The sequence below is a fragment of the Bacillus cereus group sp. BfR-BA-01316 genome (genome assembly GCF_022664195.1).
Lineage (GTDB): Bacteria > Bacillota > Bacilli > Bacillales > Bacillaceae_G > Bacillus_A.
This window is the reverse complement of record NZ_JAKUGX010000010.1, coordinates 1-16316: the sequence shown is the minus strand read 5'-3', so window position 1 is coordinate 16316 and position 16316 is coordinate 1. Positions and strand designations below refer to the sequence as shown.

The following is a 16316-nucleotide window of genomic DNA, read 5'->3' as shown; positions in this document are numbered from 1 at the left end:
TATCTTTACCGGACTTTTTGAACTTCCTTTTACGCATTCTTTCATTATAACAAAAAAAGCTACCTACACACACGCCCAATCCAACATCTTTTTCAACGTCAAATGTTGGATTACATATCAAAAAACTTATACGGAATACTAACAAATGAAATAGCATTTCTATTTCGAAGTTAATTAAAAAGGAGTGCTTTTCTAATGAAGCAAAACATTGGCACAATTAGTGCTCTGATTCGAATCACACTCGGACTCATCCTCTTCGGTTGTAGTACAGCTAAACTCGTACGTAAACCTTGGTGCACTTGGTCTAAAGTTTTGCTCTGGATTGGTGCCATGAAAATTGCGGAGGGAATCGTTCGTTTCTGCCCTATTGTTGAAGCCTGTAAGTTTGGAAAATATATGAATATGAGCGCATTTAAAATGCCTAGCATGAATTTCACTGAAAAAGGACATAATAAAGAAGAAGTTAATTCAGCTTCCAGTCATGACAAGCCAAAGTCAAAGTCAGATGGAAGTTATGACACTTCTGACAAAGAGATTGAGTCAGCGATTGAAGAATTAATCCTGGCAAAACCGCTTTGAATCATTTGTCACGATGCAAGATGCTCTCAAAGAGACTTAGCCGCTGCAGTGGGCGGCTAAGTCTTCTTTATTTTACCACAAAACAGAACGTACATTCTTATCCTTTTGGAGTTTTATCCCTAAAAAGTACATAAAAGATATCAATCGATAAATTCCAGAAAATTAGGTATAAAATCCTTGCATGTAATGATATAAAAATGATATCATTTTTATATCAGGAGGCGATCATATGAAAGAAAAACAAGTTTTTTATGTAAATGGTTTTCTCGGTATTATCGGGATTTTAATTTTAGCCGCTATCGGCGTGTTTTTCCTTGTGCAAGAAGTTTTTGTAGTAGCAGCATTAACTATTATTTTAGCCGCAGTTCTCGCTACAGGTATTGGTATTGTTCAACCAAACCAAGCAAAAGTAATTACGTTTTTCGGTAGTTATTTAGGAACAATTCGTCAAAATGGTTTATTTTTAACAATTCCATTCGCGTTTCGTCAAACTGTATCTTTACGTGTTGAAAACTTTAACAGTAAGAAATTAAAAGTAAACGATGTTGAGGGCAATCCAATTGAAATTGCAGCCGTTATCGTATATAAAGTTGTTGATTCCGCAAAAGCAATGTTTGGTGTTGAGCATTACGATCGATTCGTAGAAATTCAAAGTGAAACAGCAATCCGCCACGTTGCTACAAAATATCCTTATGATAATTTCCAAGATGAAACTTGCATAACGTTACGAGGAAATACTGAAGAAATCTCTGAAGAATTAAAGCGTGAGTTAGAAGCACGACTTGAAATCGCTGGCGTAGAAGTATTAGAAACTCGTTTAACACATTTAGCTTACGCAACAGAAATTGCCCATGCAATGTTGCAACGTCAACAAGCAAAAGCAGTATTAGCTGCTCGAAAAGAGATTGTTGAAGGTGCTGTGAAGATGGCGAAAGATTCAATCCATATGTTAGATGAAGAAGGCGTACTTGAATTAGATGACGAGCGTAAAGCAAATATGGTGAACAATTTATTAGTTGCCATCGTTTCAGATAAAGGTGCGCAACCAGTTATTAATACAGGAAGCCTATATTAAAGGTTGTAAGTAATTATGGCTAAAAAGAAAAGCTTTCCATTACGTATTGATCCTGAATTACACGCAGTCATCGAAAAATGGGCGAATGATGAATTTCGCAGCGTCAACGCACACATCGAGTATTTACTTCGAGAAATGGCAAAGCAAAAAGGAAAACTAAAAAAAGATAAAGATGCATAAAAAATCCCGCTGAGAAATCAGCGGGATTTTTTATACATTAGCTTCTCGCCATCTCATGCCCAATGGCACGATATCCTATATCACTTCGGTAAAATAAACCATCACTCTCAATTTTACCGATTTCTTTATAGACCTTATCTTTCGCTTCTTGTAAACTATTCGCTTTACAAGCAACAAATAATACACGGCCACCGTTTGTTACAAAGTCACCATGTTCCATCGCTGTACCCGCATGGAAAACAATTACTTCTTGCAGTGCATCTAATCCGTTAATAATTTCACCTTTTTTATATGCTTCTGGATATCCTTTTGAAGCAAGTACGACACCAATAACTGCTTCCTTTGACCATTGTAACGTTAATTCACTTTCATCTAATACAGCGTTACATACATCAACTAAATCGTTTTCTAAGCGAGGTAATACAACTTCTGTTTCAGGATCACCAAAGCGTGCATTGAACTCAATTACCTTTGGACCATCATTCGTTAAAATAAGCCCCGCATATAAAATCCCTGTAAACGAACGATTTTCTTGGATCATCGCTTTAGCGGTTGGATGTAATACTGTTTGAATCGCTTCTTGAACCGCTGACTCCGGAATTTGTGGTACTGGAGAATATGCGCCCATTCCGCCTGTATTAGGACCTTTATCGCCATCAAAAGCTCGTTTATGATCTTGAGCAATTACCATTGGATGCACAGTTGTTCCATTTACAAATGCCATTAATGAAAATTCTTGTCCATCTAAAAACTCTTCAATAACGACCTTCTTGCTTGCTGCGCCGAATTTCACATCTTGTAGCATTTCTTTCGCGGCCTGCAATGCATCTTCAAGCGTCATTGCTACGGTTACACCTTTACCAGCAGCTAATCCATCTGCCTTAATTACAATCGGTGCACCAACTTTTTGAATGTACCTTACTGCCTCTTCATAGTCTGTAAAAGTTTCATAGGCCGCAGTTGGAATATCATACTTTTTCATCAATTCTTTTGTAAAAGCTTTACTACCTTCAATAACAGCAGCCGCTTTATTAGGCCCAAATACACGAAGTCCCTCTTCCTTAAAGCGATCAACGATTCCGTTCATAAGTGGAATTTCTGGTCCAACGAAAGTTAAGCCTACATTGTTTTCTTTTGCAAATAAAACTAGTGCATCAAAATCATTCTCATCAATATCAACTGGTGTTGCAACATCTCGTATACCTTCATTACCTGGCGCTACATATACTTTTTCTACCTTTTCAGATTGCGCAAACTTCCAGGCTAAAGCATGCTCACGTCCACCGCGACCAATTACTAAAACATTCATATTTCATCCCCCAATAATTAAATAAGTACAAACTAGAAGCTATGCTCCTAGTTTGTTTTCATATCAATAAAGTGAAACTTTAATCAGTGGGGGGTTTCTCCATCCCCCACTGATTATTAGTTGAACCAATCGGGCTTTTACGGGCAGTTATCTCCCACCTAACTTCCTCTCATTCACCGAGTTTTGAGGTGGGAGTCTTACTGCCCGTTAATGCGGGATAAAAGTTTAAAAAAGAGGATCAAGAAAACCGAGCAGGTCGAGGCGCAATTGCCAGGAGGACACGGCGTGTAGCTTTCCTACATGAGTACCGCACTGGCGATGCAACGACGACATGCAACAGTTATCTTGACCGGACCTTTTAAACAACCGTATCAATAGAAGTTTAAAAAGGAGGATCAAGAGAGCCGAGCAGGTCGAGGCGCATTCGCCAGGAGGACACGGAGTGTAGCTTTCCTACATGAGTACCGCACTGGCAATGCAACGACGACATGCGACAGTTATCTTGACCGGACTTTTTAAACATCCTCTATTAGTGTTTGAAATGACGTACGCCAGTGAACACCATCGTAATCCCATACGCATCTGCCATTTTAATAGAATCCTCATCACGAATCGATCCGCCTGGTTGGATGATTGCTGTAATTCCAGATTTTTCTGCTTCTTCTACTGTATCTGGCATTGGGAAGAAAGCATCAGATGCAAGTGCGCTACCTTGTGCTTTTTCGCCAGCTTGTGTGATTGCAATTTTCGCAGAACCTACGCGGTTCATTTGTCCAGCACCGACACCAATTGTCATATCATCTTTCGCTAAAACAATTGCATTTGATTTCACATGCTTTACAACTTTCCAAGCTAGTTTTAAATCTTTCCATTCTTGCTCTGACGGTTCACGTTTCGTTGGAATTGAAATTGCACTTTCATCTAATGATAACGTATCTTCCTCTTGAACAAGAAGACCACCTTGTACAGAAGTTAGCTTTTTGCTTGCAGTCGTTGCCTTTTCAATATTTACAGTTAGTATGCGCAAGTTTTTCTTACTTTGCAACACTTCTAAAGCTTCTTGTGAGAAAGAAGGTGCAATAATAATTTCTAAGAAAATTTCATGTAACTTTTCAGCTGTAGCTTTATCAATTTCACGATTTGCTGCAATAATACCGCCGAAGATTGATACTGGATCCGCTTCATAAGCACGTGTATATGCTTCATGAATATCAGTTCCTACCCCAACACCACATGGATTCATATGTTTTACCGCTACTACTGCTGGTTCTGTAAATTCTTTCACGATGCTAAGTGCTGCATCCGCATCGTTGATATTGTTGTAAGATAATTCTTTACCGTGTAATTGTTCTGCGTATGCAACAGAAGAAGTTGCAGCAAATGGTGCCTTATAGAAAGTTGCCTTTTGATGTGGGTTCTCACCATAACGTAAATCTTGTTTTTTCTCAAATGTCACCGTTACTGTTTCAGGGCTTTCTTCGCCCATTTGCTCTGTTAAATAGTTAGAAATTAACGCATCATATGCTGCTGTATGACGGAATACTTTCGCTGCTAATTTACGTTTCGTTTCCTCTGTTACTTCACCGTTCTCTTTCAGTTCTACTAATACAACATCATAATCTACTGGATCTACAATTACCGATACAAATTTATGATTTTTCGCAGCAGAGCGAATCATTGTTGGGCCACCGATATCAATATTTTCAATTGCATCAGCAAATGTTACGTCAGGCTTAGCGATTGTTTCTTTAAATGGGTATAAGTTAACAACAACAAAGTCAATTGGTTGAATACCTAATTCATTCATTTGCGCTACATGCGTTTCATTATCACGAACTGCTAATAGACCACCATGAATATTTGGATGTAATGTTTTTACACGGCCATCCATAATTTCTGGGAAACCAGTTACTTCAGAAATACCAATTACTTGTAAGCCGTTTTCTTCTAGTAATTTTTTCGTACCACCTGTTGAAATAACTTCAATCCCTTGTTCAAGTAAACCTTTAACAAATTCTACTACTCCTGTTTTATCTGAAACACTTACTAATGCGCGCTTTTTCATTTATCCTTCACCCCTGGTTGTATGTTAGTTAACAGTTGGTTCTTCCACAGACTGAACAATTTGATTCACTGTATTTACGTACAATTTATGTTCAACTTGTTGAATTTTCTTTTGTAAGCTTTCTCTCGTATCCCTTTCAGAAACAACTACTGCTTCTTGTGCAATAATTGGACCTGTATCCATACCTGCATCTACATAATGAATTGTTACTCCAGTTACTTTCACACCTGCTTCTAACGCTTGACCAACAGCATCTTTACCTGGAAAGCTCGGTAATAGTGATGGATGAATATTAATAATTTTCCCGCCGTATGCTGCTAGTAAAGTCGGTCCAATTAAACGCATATATCCAGCTAAAATAACATAATCAATTTCATACTCTTCTAGCTTCTTTAATATCTCTTTTTCAAATGCTTCTTTTGACTCATATGCTTTCGCTGAAAAGGTGAAACACGGAATATGATGATAATGCGCCCGTCCAATAGCGCGTGCCTCTGGTTTATCACATACTAATAAACTAATATCTGCGTCCAATCTTTTTTCTTCTACCGCATTAATGAGAGATTGAAAGTTAGAGCCGCTCCCAGAAGCGAAAACTGCTACTCTACTCATAGTTCTGTTCCCTCATTAAAAGTAACACCAGATCCTTGTACAGTGCGTCCAATAATACGAGCTGTTTCTCCTTGCTCTTCAAGAAGACGAACAATATCTTTTGCCTCTTCTTCCTTTACTGCTACTACCATACCAATACCCATGTTAAAAATATTGAACATTTCTTTCTCTTCTAGTTTTCCAAATTCTTGAAGTAAACTGAAGATCGGCTGAATTTCCCAAGCTCCTAGTTCAATTTCCGCACCGATTCCTTCTGGCAACATACGTGGAATATTTTCAATGAACCCGCCACCTGTAATATGCGCCATACCGTATACTTCATGTTTCTTCAATAGTTCTAAAATAGGTTTGACATAAATTTTCGTTGGTTTTAATAATTCTTCACCAAGAGGTAGTTCTAAGCGCCCATAAATACGATCTAAAGATAATTCTCCATCTTCTAGTAACACTTTTCGCACTAAAGAATAACCGTTACTATGAATACCGCTAGATGCTAAGCCAATTAATACTTGACCAGCTTCAATCTTTTCACCTGTTACAATTTTCTTTTTATCAACAATACCAACTGTAAAACCAGCTAAATCATATTCTTCCGTAGAATACATACCTGGCATTTCAGCTGTTTCCCCACCAATTAATGCACAACCAGCTTGGCGACAGCCCTCTGATATACCTTTGACGATGTTTTCAATTTTACTAGGTTCAGCTTTACCACAAGCAATATAATCGAGGAAGAAAAGCGGCTCTGCTCCTTGGACAACAATATCATTTACGCACATTGCTACTGCATCAATACCAATTGTGTCATGTTTATCTGCCATAAAAGCGAGCATCAATTTTGTTCCCACGCCATCTGTTCCAGATACTAATACAGGTTCTTCTAATGCAAATTTTGATAGATCAAACATACCTCCAAAACCGCCTAAACCGCCTAGTACTTCTTTTCTCATTGTTGTTTGTACGTGTTTTTTCATGCGAGATACCGCTTCATATCCAGCTTCAATATCTACTCCTGCTTGCTTATATGCATTCGCCATCGTTTTTTACACCTCGTCTTTTAATTTCTCCCCATCCAGGGCGGGCTGTTTTAAGAAAGAAGCTAGCTTCTACATCAAAAGAAGTAGAAGCTTTTTTCACTTTCTTATTTCATACTTTCTAAAAGCTCTTGCTCATAATCATAAAGAGCTGTTGGATAGTCCCCATTGAAGTAAGCCATACATAAGCCACCGTATTTCCCTTCATATGGACGTCCAATTGCATCTATTAATCCATCTTCACTTAAAAATGTTAAAGAATCTGCTCCGATGATTTGACGAATTTCTTCTATTGAATTATTTGCTGCGATTAATTCTTTTCTCGTTTGAATATCAATTCCGTAGAAACATGGGTACTTAAGAGGTGGTGAAGCGATTCTTACATGAACTTCTGTCGCTCCAGCTTCACGAAGCATACGAACAATTCGTTTACTTGTCGTTCCTCTTACGATAGAATCGTCAATCATAACAACTCGTTTTCCTTCAACTACGCCTCTTACTGCTGAAAGCTTCATCTTAACCCCTTGCTCACGCAGTTCTTGAGAAGGTTGAATAAACGTACGTCCAACGTAACGATTTTTAATTAATCCTAACTCATACGGAATTCCTGTCGCCTCCGCATAACCAATCGCTGCTGAAATACTAGAGTCTGGCACACCAGTAACTACATCAGCTTCAATAGGAGCTTCCGCCGCTAAACGTTTCCCCATGTTTTTACGTGCTGCATGAACATTAATGCCAGCGATATTAGAATCTGGACGTGCAAAGTAAATGTATTCCATACTACAAATTGCATGTTCTACATCATTTGTGAAACGATCTACGTGAATTCCTTCATCATTAATGATAATTAATTCACCAGGTTCTACATCACGAATGTATGTTGCACCTACTACATCGAAAGCACATGTTTCTGATGCTACAACGTAAGCATCCCCTATCTTTCCAATTGACAGAGGGCGGAATCCATTCGGATCTAGCGCAACAATCATTTCATTTCCAGTTAGTAAAAGATATGCGAACGCACCTTTCACTTTATTTAGGGCCTCTTTTACACTATCAATTAAAGAATCTTTCGTACTACGTTTAATGAGATGTAAAAGTACTTCTGTATCTGAACTTGTTTGAAAAATACTTCCCTCTGCCTCTAATTCACGACGAAGCATCTTTGCGTTAATTAAATTTCCGTTATGAGCTAGCGCCATACTATGATCAGAAAAACGGAATAATAATGGTTGAACGTTAGCAACTTCACTTCCACCAGCTGTTGCATATCGTACGTGTCCAATTGCTGATTTTCCGTTTAATCCTTCTAGCTCACCTCTTGAAAACACTTCTGATATTAAACCTAATCCCTTGTGACCGATGATTTTTTCCCCATTATTTACAACAATGCCTGCGCCCTCTTGTCCACGGTGCTGCAAACTGTGCAATCCGTAGTACGAAACTTGTGCTGCATTTTCATGCCCCCAAATTCCAAAAACGCCACATTCTTCATTTAACCCCTTTATTTCAGCAAGCATGGGATTGCCCCTTTCCAAGCCTTTCTCATTTCATCTACATTTGCTGTAAGTAATACTTCATTTTCTTCATTATGAATTGTTACTTCATTTGTATTTGTAACTTCTCCAACTTGAATTGCTTCAACCGCTTTCTCAAATGCTTCTTTATTTTCACGTTTTACAGTTATAACAAAGCGAGATTGTGATTCTGCAAATAGTGCTGCTGTTGCTTCCCCGTCTAATTTCACAGTAGCACCTAAACCGTTAGTACCAATTGCACTTTCAGTAATTGCAACTGCTAAACCACCTTCTGCAACATCATGTGCAGATTGAACAAGTCCAGCTTGAATTGCTGCTAGTAATTGTTTTTGGCGTTTTAATTCTACATCTAGATCAATGCTTGGTGATTGACCGAAAATTTTGCCGTAAATCATTTTCTGTAATTCACTTCCACCAAACTCAGCTTTCGTTTCTCCGATTACATAAACTAAATCGCCAGCTTGTTTAAATTCTTGTGTTGTTACGTGTTTTAAATCGTGTACAAGTCCAACCATCCCAACAGTTGGTGTTGGATATACAGCTTCACCACTACGCTCGTTATACATTGAAACGTTTCCGCCGATAACTGGCGTTTGTAATGTGCGACAAGCTTCACTCATACCATCTACTGATTTCTCAATTTGCCAGAAGATCTCTGGCTTTTCTGGATTACCAAAGTTTAAGCAATCTGTAATTGCAAGTGGCTCCCCGCCAGAACATACGATATTACGTGCCGCCTCTGCTACTGCAATTTTTCCGCCCATTTCTGGATCTAGATAAATGTAGCGAGAGTTACAATCTGTCGTCATTGCTAATCCTTTTTCTGTACCGCGTACACGTATAACCGCTGCATCTGAACCTGGTGTAACGATTGTGCTAGTGCGCACTTGATAATCATATTGATCATATACCCACTCTTTACTTGCAATCGTTGGTTGTTGTAATAGAGATAATAACGTGTCTTTATAATTTTCTACTTGTGGTGTTTCCATTTTCATCTGCTGGAACTCAGCAAAGTATGCTGCTTCTTTTGACGGTTTATGATAAATTGGCGCTTCTTCTGCAAGAGCATCCGCCGGTACTTCAGCTACCATTTCATCTTTATGGAATAAGCGAAGCATTTTATCTTCCGTTACTTTCCCCATCGTAACTGCTGCAAGACCATACTTTTCAAATAAATCTACTATTTCTTGCTCTCTACCTTTTTTCACAACGATTAACATACGCTCTTGTGATTCAGATAACATCATTTCATATGGAGTCATTCCAGTTTCACGCTGTGGTACATCATCTAAGTACATTTCAATACCCATACCTGCTTTACTTGCCATTTCTGCAGAAGATGATGTTAAACCAGCAGCTCCCATATCTTGAATTCCAACAAGTGCATCAGACTGAATAAGTTCTAAACATGCTTCAATAAGAAGTTTTTCCATAAATGGATCTCCTACTTGAACTGCCGGACGTTTCGCTTCTGAACTTTCAGATAGCTCTTCAGATGCGAATGTTGCACCGTGAATACCATCACGACCAGTTGATGCTCCTACGTACATTACTGTATTACCAGCACCATGTGCTTGCCCTTTTTTAATATCTTCATGATTAATTAGGCCTACACACATTGCATTTACAAGTGGATTTCCTTCATAACATGGATCAAACTGTACTTCTCCACCAACAGTAGGAATACCGATACAGTTACCGTATCCTGCGATTCCTGCTACTACTTCTTCAAATAAATATTTCACGCGTGGTGATTGTAATTCACCGAAGCGAAGTGAGTTTAATAGAGCTACCGGACGTGCTCCCATAGAGAATACATCGCGAATAATACCGCCGACACCTGTTGCTGCCCCTTGATATGGCTCAATTGCAGAAGGATGGTTATGACTTTCCATTTTAAATACAACGGCTTGATTATCACCAATGTCTACAATTCCAGCGCCTTCTCCAGGTCCTTGCAGAACGCGCTCACCTGTCGTTGGAAACTTACGAAGAACTGGCTTTGAATTTTTATAACTACAATGTTCAGACCACATAACAGAGAATAGTCCCGTTTCTGTATAATTCGGCAAACGGCCTAAAATCTTTTCAACCATGGCAAACTCTTCGTCTGTTAGCCCCATTTCCGCATATATACGCTCTTCTTTAATTTGTGTTGGACTTGGTTCAAGCATTAACGACATATGTTTCCCTCCACTGTTTTAAGATAGATTGAAAGACTTTTAACCCTTCAGCACCGCCAAGTAATTCATCTACAGCACGCTCTGGGTGTGGCATCATACCAAGGACATTCCCTTTTTCATTTACAATACCTGCAATATCTGAAACGCTTCCATTCGGATTTTCTACGTAACGGAATGCGATTTGATTATTCTCTTCTAATTGTTTAAGGGTCGCTTCATCACAATAGTAATTTCCTTCGCCATGTGCAATTGGAATGTTAATTACTTCATCTTTTTCATATTGTGATGTAAACATCGTTTCATTATTTTCAACACGTAACTGAACAGTACGGCACATAAACTTTAAGTTTTCGTTTCTCATTAATGCTCCTGGTAGTAATCCCGATTCAACAAGAATCTGGAATCCATTACATACACCTAAAATCGGCTTTCCTTGCTCAGCAGCTTTTTGCACTGCTTTCATTGCATTAGCAAAGCGAGAAATAGCACCACAGCGTAAGTAGTCACCGTAAGAGAATCCACCTGGTAATAGAATCGCATCATACTCATCTAAGTTCTCTGTATCATGCCAAACGTAATCTACTTCTTCGCCAAGCTCATCTTTAATTGCATGAAACATATCAACATCACAGTTCGAACCTGGAAATACTATTACGGCAAATTTCACTGTGCGACAACCTCCTCAACTTCATAACGGTAGTCTTCCATTACAACGTTTGCTAATAGTTTTTCGCACATTTCTTTTACCTTGCTATCCAGATCAGATACTGATTTATCAATTGTTAATTCCATATACTTTCCGATTCGAACGTCTTGTACTTCTGTAAATGAAAGACTATGAAGTGCTCCCTTTACCGCAGTTCCTTGTGGATCTAATACACTTTCTCTTAACGTTATATATACCTTAACTTTATACATGTGAAGCTCCCCCTAAACGTTTTAAAATTTCTTCATATGCTTCTGTTAAATTCCCAAGATCACGACGGAATACATCTTTATCAAATTTTTCATTGCTCGTTTCATCCCATAAACGGCAAGTATCTGGTGAAATTTCATCTGCTAATATGATTTCCCCTTCTTCTGTTACGCCAAACTCTAATTTGAAATCTACTAATCTTACACGACAGCTTGCGAAATGCTCAATCAACACTTGATTGATTTGTAGAGCTGCATCTCGTAATACGCTTACTTGCTCTGGTGTTGCAACATTTAACAAACGAATATGATCTTCCGTTACAAGCGGATCTCCTAAATCATCATCTTTGTAGTAAAATTCTACGATTGGTGTTGTAAGAGCAGTTCCTTCTTCCATTCCTAGCCTTTTTGAAAGACTACCTGCAATTACGTTTCTTGTGACAACTTCTAATGGAATAATACTCACCTTTTTGACAAGTTGTTCTGTATCAGATAACTTCTCCACAAAGTGTGTTTTAATTCCAACTTCTTGTAACTTTCTGAACAATAAAGTTGTAATCTCATTGTTCAAACGACCTTTTCCTGTAATTGTCGCTTTCTTCTCCCCATTGAAAGCAGTCGCACTATCTTTGTACTCTACCCAAACCATATCTGCTGCTTCTGTACGATAAATTCTTTTTGCCTTACCTTCATACAGCAATTCTAGCTTTTGCATTTCGCAAGCCCCCTGTAGTTTGAAAAATGTGAATAATATTTTTATAAAGAATGGCACAGAATGACTCTATTCTGTGCCATATGAAATTTTACGCTTCGTTTAATCCAAGGCGTTCAAAGATTGTATCAACGTGTTGCATATGATGTTCATAATTGAAGCATTCGTTAATTTCTTCTTGCGTTAACTTACTTGTAATGCGCTCGTCAGCTTCTATAAGCTCTTTAAATTGTACTTGTGTTTCCCAAGCTTCCATCGCTTTAGGCTGTATGATATCATAAGCTTCTTCACGTACCATGCCTTTGTCGATTAGTGTAAGCATTACGCGCTGAGAGTAAATTAAGCCGTATGTTCTTGTCATATTGCGTTTCATATTCTCTGGGAATACAGTTAAGTTTTTAACGATATTACCAAAGCGATTTAACATGTAATTTAACGCGATTGTAGCATCTGGTAAAATTACGCGTTCTGCAGAAGAGTGAGAGATATCACGCTCATGCCATAACGGAACATTCTCGTAAGCTGTCATCATATAACCGCGGATAACACGAGCTAAACCAGTCATATTTTCAGATCCAATTGGATTACGTTTATGCGGCATTGCAGAAGAACCTTTTTGACCTTTTGCGAAAGCCTCTTCAACTTCACGTGTTTCACTCTTTTGTAAACCACGAATCTCAACTGCCATCTTTTCAACAGATGTTGCGATTAGTGCAAGTGTTGACATGTAATGTGCATGACGATCACGTTGCAATGTTTGTGTTGAAATTGGCGCTGCTTCTAATCCTAAGTTTTCACAAACATACTTTTCTACGAATGGATCAATATTTGCATATGTACCAACCGCACCAGATAATTTACCAACGCGAACTGTATCAGCAGCTTGTTTGAAACGCTCTACGTTACGTTTCATTTCTTCATACCAAAGACCAAGTTTTAAACCAAATGTTGTTGGCTCTGCATGTACACCGTGTGTTCTTCCCATCATAATCGTGTACTTATGCTCTTTCGCTTTATTAGCTAAAATGCTAACAAAGTTTTCTAAGTCTTTTAACAAGATTTCATTTGCTTGTTTTAAGATGTAAGATAAAGCTGTATCTACTACGTCTGTAGATGTTAAACCGTAATGAACCCATTTACGTTCTTCACCTAATGTTGGTGTTTCTGATACAGCACGAGTGAAAGCAACTACGTCATGACGTGTTTCTTTTTCAATTTCATAAATACGATCAATATCAAATGATGCATGTTCACGAATTTTTTTCACATCTTCTTTTGGAATATCGCCAAGCTCCGCCCATGCTTCACACGCTAAAATCTCAACTTCTAACCACGCTTTAAATTTGTTCTCTTCCGTCCAAATCGCACCCATTTCAGGGCGTGTATAACGATTAATCATCTTTTTCCCTCCAACAGTTGTTCTTGATGGTCCCAAATATGCAAACTCTTCGCTTTTTCTAGAGCGACTTCAATATTATCATTTAAAATATTAACATGCCCCATTTTTCGCTGTGCTTTTGCTTCTTCTTTTCCATACAAGTGTAAATAGCACCCGGTTAGTCTATTCACTTGTCCTAGGACCCCTTCTATATGTTCGCCTAAAATGTTCACCATGACAACTGGTTTTAACAAATTTGTTTCTCCAAGAGGTAAATTACAGATTGCTCGAATATGTTGACCAAACTGACTCGTTTCACATGCATCAAGTGTATAATGCCCTGAGTTGTGCGGTCTTGGTGCTAATTCATTAATGTAAATCTCACCATCAGCTGTAGCAAACATCTCTACCGCTAGTGTTCCCACAAGCTTTAATTCATCCGCAAGTACTTTTGCATATTCAATCCCTTTTCGCGAAAGCTCTTCTGTAATACGAGCTGGAACGATAGATTCGTGCAAAATGTTATTCACATGAATATTTTCTGCGACTGGGAATACTTTCGTTTCACCACTTACACTGCGAGTTACAATAACTGATATTTCCTTTTCAAATGGCACCCATTTTTCTAGAATACATTCAGCTTTACTAACAAGCTCCCTTGCCCTCTCAACATCAGCTTCACATCTTAAAACAACTTGCCCTTTACCGTCATATCCACCTGTCGTTGTTTTTAGCACCGAAGGGAAGGACAGCTCAGCAATTGCTTCTGAAAGTTCATCTTGATTCTGAACTAGTCTATAAGATGCGACTGGTAAACCAGCCTTTACAATCGCATTTTTTTCTGTAAAACGATTTTGCGTTTTGTTTAATAATTGACTACCTTGTGGTAAATACGCATGTTTCTCAAGCCATTGTAAACATCTATAATCAATATTCTCAAATTCATATGTGACAACATCGCTTATCTCTGCTAAATGCTGAATCGCTTTCAAATCATCATAAGATGCAACAACTTCAACATCGGCAACTTGTGCACATGGTGAATGTTTAGTAGGATCTAAAACAGCTATTTTATAACCCATTTCCTTAGCTGCCAGCGCCATCATTCTTCCAAGCTGGCCACCGCCAATAATTCCAATTGTCTTTCCAGGTAAAATGATTCTCGTCATACTAGTTCACTACCTTCACGCACAGTTTTCTCAATAGCTTCTCGTCTCAACTCTAATACATCATGTATATCATCATGAAATAATCCAAGTATTTGTGCTGCCAGTAGTCCAGCATTTGTTGAACCAGCCTTACCAATTGCAACTGTTGCAACTGGAACCCCTCCTGGCATTTGGACAATTGATAATAACGAATCTAGGCCGTTTAACGCTTTTGATTGAACAGGGACACCGATTACAGGAAGATTTGTCTTCGCTGCAACCATTCCTGGTAAATGTGCTGCTCCACCAGCTCCAGCAATAATAACTTTTAATCCACGTTCACGAGCTGTTTCTGCATATTCAAACATATAATCCGGAGTCCGATGAGCGGATACAACTTTTTTCTCATACGGTATATTTAATTCATCTAAAATGTCACAAGCATATTTCATTGTTTCCCAGTCTGACGTGCTTCCCATTATGACTCCAACTAGTGATTTCATATTAGAATCCCCCCGATTCAAATAAAAAAAGCCTGAAATAGAACAGTTTCTCTTTTACTATGAGAGAAAGCGCTCTACTCAGGCATACGTATCCCTTGTGAATAGAAAAATACCGAGTGACTTTCCCCCATAGTCCAACGAATAACGGTCGTTAGGTAGAGACTTGCAGGCCATATCCCCGCGATTATATGAGGTCTTATATATTATTGTTTCTATGGCTATATTAACAATATTTCATAAACAATGTCAATAAATAATCGAATGTTTTTTTATTAGTTGTTGCTAACGTTCGTGTTTTAGTTATATTCAAAAGAAGAATTGCAACTATATGCAAGAAGGAAAGGGAATTAGAATATATATTTCTAGAGATCTATTTTATACATAACTGTTCATATACTACCTCAGTATGCTTTAATTCAATATATACACTGTTGTGTCTACAAATCAATATAATTTATATGGTGGTGATTTTATTTATAAGGAGGATAACCGTGAAAAAAATAACTATGCTATTATCATATTTATTTTTCTCTGTCGCAGTAATTGCTGTAATTATTGAATACTTATTTATATCATCCCATTTTTTCTACTCTCATTATTTAAAATATATACTTATGATAGAAATAATGTTTCCTATCTTAGGGATTATTTTAGGAGCATTTGGAAAATCAGGAGCACAAAAAATCATTGCCATTATTTTAAATAGCCTCTATTTTATTCTTTTTTCTTCTTTAGGATTATTAAATTTATGGATTTTAACCTTCGGTAAATAAAAATAAACACAAAAAAACCTAAGTCGAAACGACTTAGGTTTTTGCTTGGCGACGTCCTACTCTCACAGGGACAAGGTCCCAACTACCATCGGCGCTAGAGAGCTTAACTTCCGTGTTCGGTATGGGAACGGGTGTGACCTCTCTGCCATCATCACCAAACTATTGAAGGTATATTCCTTCAAAACTAGATAACATTTGCTTCATATTATATGGTTAAGTCCTCGATCTATTAGTATTCGTCAGCTCCACATGTCACCATGCTTCCACCTCGAACCTATCAACCTGATCATCTTTCAGGGATCTTAC

16 protein-coding genes, 2 rRNA genes and 1 riboswitch are annotated in these 16316 nt (G+C 38.1%); of the genes, 4 read left to right on the top strand and 14 right to left on the bottom strand.

What is annotated here, in order from left to right; all coding sequences use genetic code 11:
* Nucleotides 1–195 precede the first annotated feature (195 nt).
* The 3 genes from MR071_RS10415 (at nt 196) to MR071_RS10405 (ending at nt 1834) form a co-directional block, all read left to right on the top strand.
* On the top strand, nt 196–579 hold the full coding sequence (locus MR071_RS10415) for a YgaP family membrane protein (RefSeq protein WP_002124877.1): 384 nt from the start codon (nt 196–198) through the stop codon (nt 577–579).
* A gap of 229 nt (nt 580–808) precedes the next feature.
* Nucleotides 809–1654: an SPFH domain-containing protein gene (locus MR071_RS10410; RefSeq protein WP_105586210.1), complete on the top strand. Its 846-nt coding sequence runs from the start codon at nt 809–811 to the stop codon at nt 1652–1654.
* A 15-nt stretch (nt 1655–1669) separates the two neighbouring features.
* Nucleotides 1670–1834 (top strand): type II toxin-antitoxin system antitoxin, encoded by a 165-nt coding sequence (locus MR071_RS10405; RefSeq protein ID WP_001085171.1) that lies wholly within the window; start codon nt 1670–1672, stop codon nt 1832–1834.
* Nucleotides 1835–1871: 37 nt separating this feature from the next.
* Here the strand turns inward: MR071_RS10405 and purD are convergent, their stop codons facing one another.
* The 12 genes from purD to purE all read right to left on the bottom strand — a co-directional run bounded on the left by purD (nt 1872) and on the right by purE (nt 15237).
* A complete protein-coding gene (purD, locus tag MR071_RS10400) occupies nt 1872–3143 on the bottom strand; it encodes a phosphoribosylamine--glycine ligase (protein ID WP_242235892.1) in 1272 nt (423 codons plus the stop codon).
* A gap of 529 nt (nt 3144–3672) precedes the next feature.
* Entirely contained in the window at nt 3673–5208 is a 1536-nt protein-coding gene (gene purH / locus MR071_RS10395; protein ID WP_242235890.1) for a bifunctional phosphoribosylaminoimidazolecarboxamide formyltransferase/IMP cyclohydrolase, read from the bottom strand.
* Between the two features lie 24 nt (nt 5209–5232).
* Nucleotides 5233–5820 carry a phosphoribosylglycinamide formyltransferase gene (gene purN, locus MR071_RS10390; protein WP_105586207.1) on the bottom strand — a complete coding sequence of 196 codons (588 nt, stop codon included), beginning with the start codon at nt 5818–5820 and terminating at the stop codon, nt 5233–5235.
* Entirely contained in the window at nt 5817–6857 is a 1041-nt protein-coding gene (purM, locus tag MR071_RS10385) for a phosphoribosylformylglycinamidine cyclo-ligase (protein ID WP_105586206.1), read from the bottom strand. Before purM ends, purN begins: the two co-directional genes overlap by 4 nt.
* 104 nt (nt 6858–6961) lie before the next feature.
* Nucleotides 6962–8377, bottom strand: coding sequence for an amidophosphoribosyltransferase (gene purF, locus MR071_RS10380; RefSeq protein WP_105586205.1), 1416 nt, complete (start codon nt 8375–8377; stop codon nt 6962–6964).
* A complete protein-coding gene (gene purL / locus MR071_RS10375; protein ID WP_242235887.1) occupies nt 8362–10581 on the bottom strand; it encodes a phosphoribosylformylglycinamidine synthase II in 2220 nt (739 codons plus the stop codon). Before purL ends, purF begins: the two co-directional genes overlap by 16 nt.
* Nucleotides 10565–11248, bottom strand: coding sequence for a phosphoribosylformylglycinamidine synthase subunit PurQ (purQ, locus tag MR071_RS10370; RefSeq protein ID WP_002159503.1), 684 nt, complete (start codon nt 11246–11248; stop codon nt 10565–10567). Before purQ ends, purL begins: the two co-directional genes overlap by 17 nt.
* Nucleotides 11245–11499 (bottom strand): phosphoribosylformylglycinamidine synthase subunit PurS, encoded by a 255-nt coding sequence (gene purS, locus MR071_RS10365; protein WP_002159504.1) that lies wholly within the window; start codon nt 11497–11499, stop codon nt 11245–11247. The genes purQ and purS overlap by 4 nt, the downstream gene beginning before the upstream one ends.
* Entirely contained in the window at nt 11492–12211 is a 720-nt protein-coding gene (purC, locus tag MR071_RS10360) for a phosphoribosylaminoimidazolesuccinocarboxamide synthase (protein WP_002010014.1), read from the bottom strand. Before purC ends, purS begins: the two co-directional genes overlap by 8 nt.
* Before the next feature lie 88 nt (nt 12212–12299).
* Complete coding sequence (purB, locus tag MR071_RS10355) at nt 12300–13607, bottom strand: adenylosuccinate lyase (RefSeq protein ID WP_105586203.1); 1308 nt, start codon at nt 13605–13607, stop codon at nt 12300–12302.
* Nucleotides 13604–14755 (bottom strand): 5-(carboxyamino)imidazole ribonucleotide synthase, encoded by a 1152-nt coding sequence (gene purK / locus MR071_RS10350; protein WP_105586202.1) that lies wholly within the window; start codon nt 14753–14755, stop codon nt 13604–13606. The genes purB and purK overlap by 4 nt, the downstream gene beginning before the upstream one ends.
* Nucleotides 14752–15237, bottom strand: coding sequence for a 5-(carboxyamino)imidazole ribonucleotide mutase (purE, locus tag MR071_RS10345; protein ID WP_105586201.1), 486 nt, complete (start codon nt 15235–15237; stop codon nt 14752–14754). The genes purK and purE overlap by 4 nt, the downstream gene beginning before the upstream one ends.
* A 110-nt stretch (nt 15238–15347) precedes the next feature.
* Nucleotides 15348–15449: riboswitch (purine riboswitch) on the bottom strand.
* Between the two features lie 279 nt (nt 15450–15728).
* Here purE and MR071_RS10340 point away from each other — a divergent pair.
* On the top strand, nt 15729–16010 hold the full coding sequence (locus MR071_RS10340; RefSeq protein ID WP_105586200.1) for a hypothetical protein: 282 nt from the start codon (nt 15729–15731) through the stop codon (nt 16008–16010).
* A gap of 43 nt (nt 16011–16053) precedes the next feature.
* Here the strand turns inward: MR071_RS10340 and rrf are convergent.
* Nucleotides 16054–16169, bottom strand: a 5S ribosomal RNA gene (gene rrf, locus MR071_RS10335).
* Between the two features lie 50 nt (nt 16170–16219).
* Nucleotides 16220–16316 (bottom strand): 23S ribosomal RNA (locus MR071_RS10330); the annotation flags it as partial.

What these genes read in the sequence shown, in the direction of transcription:
- purC (WP_002010014.1), bottom strand. Translation starts at nt 12,211, where the DNA reads ATGCAAAAGCTAGAATTGCTGTATGAAGGTAAGGCAAAAAGAATTTAT.
- MR071_RS10415 (WP_002124877.1), top strand. Translation starts at nt 196, where the DNA reads ATGAAGCAAAACATTGGCACAATTAGTGCTCTGATTCGAATCACACTC.
- purF (WP_105586205.1), bottom strand. Translation starts at nt 8,377, where the DNA reads ATGCTTGCTGAAATAAAGGGGTTAAATGAAGAATGTGGCGTTTTTGGA.
- purS (WP_002159504.1), bottom strand. Translation starts at nt 11,499, where the DNA reads ATGTATAAAGTTAAGGTATATATAACGTTAAGAGAAAGTGTATTAGAT.
- purE (WP_105586201.1), bottom strand. Translation starts at nt 15,237, where the DNA reads ATGAAATCACTAGTTGGAGTCATAATGGGAAGCACGTCAGACTGGGAA.
- purH (WP_242235890.1), bottom strand. Translation starts at nt 5,208, where the DNA reads ATGAAAAAGCGCGCATTAGTAAGTGTTTCAGATAAAACAGGAGTAGTA.
- purK (WP_105586202.1), bottom strand. Translation starts at nt 14,755, where the DNA reads ATGACGAGAATCATTTTACCTGGAAAGACAATTGGAATTATTGGCGGT.
- purD (WP_242235892.1), bottom strand. Translation starts at nt 3,143, where the DNA reads ATGAATGTTTTAGTAATTGGTCGCGGTGGACGTGAGCATGCTTTAGCC.
- MR071_RS10410 (WP_105586210.1), top strand. Translation starts at nt 809, where the DNA reads ATGAAAGAAAAACAAGTTTTTTATGTAAATGGTTTTCTCGGTATTATC.
- MR071_RS10405 (WP_001085171.1), top strand. Translation starts at nt 1,670, where the DNA reads ATGGCTAAAAAGAAAAGCTTTCCATTACGTATTGATCCTGAATTACAC.
- purN (WP_105586207.1), bottom strand. Translation starts at nt 5,820, where the DNA reads ATGAGTAGAGTAGCAGTTTTCGCTTCTGGGAGCGGCTCTAACTTTCAA.
- purL (WP_242235887.1), bottom strand. Translation starts at nt 10,581, where the DNA reads ATGTCGTTAATGCTTGAACCAAGTCCAACACAAATTAAAGAAGAGCGT.
- purB (WP_105586203.1), bottom strand. Translation starts at nt 13,607, where the DNA reads ATGATTAATCGTTATACACGCCCTGAAATGGGTGCGATTTGGACGGAA.
- purM (WP_105586206.1), bottom strand. Translation starts at nt 6,857, where the DNA reads ATGGCGAATGCATATAAGCAAGCAGGAGTAGATATTGAAGCTGGATAT.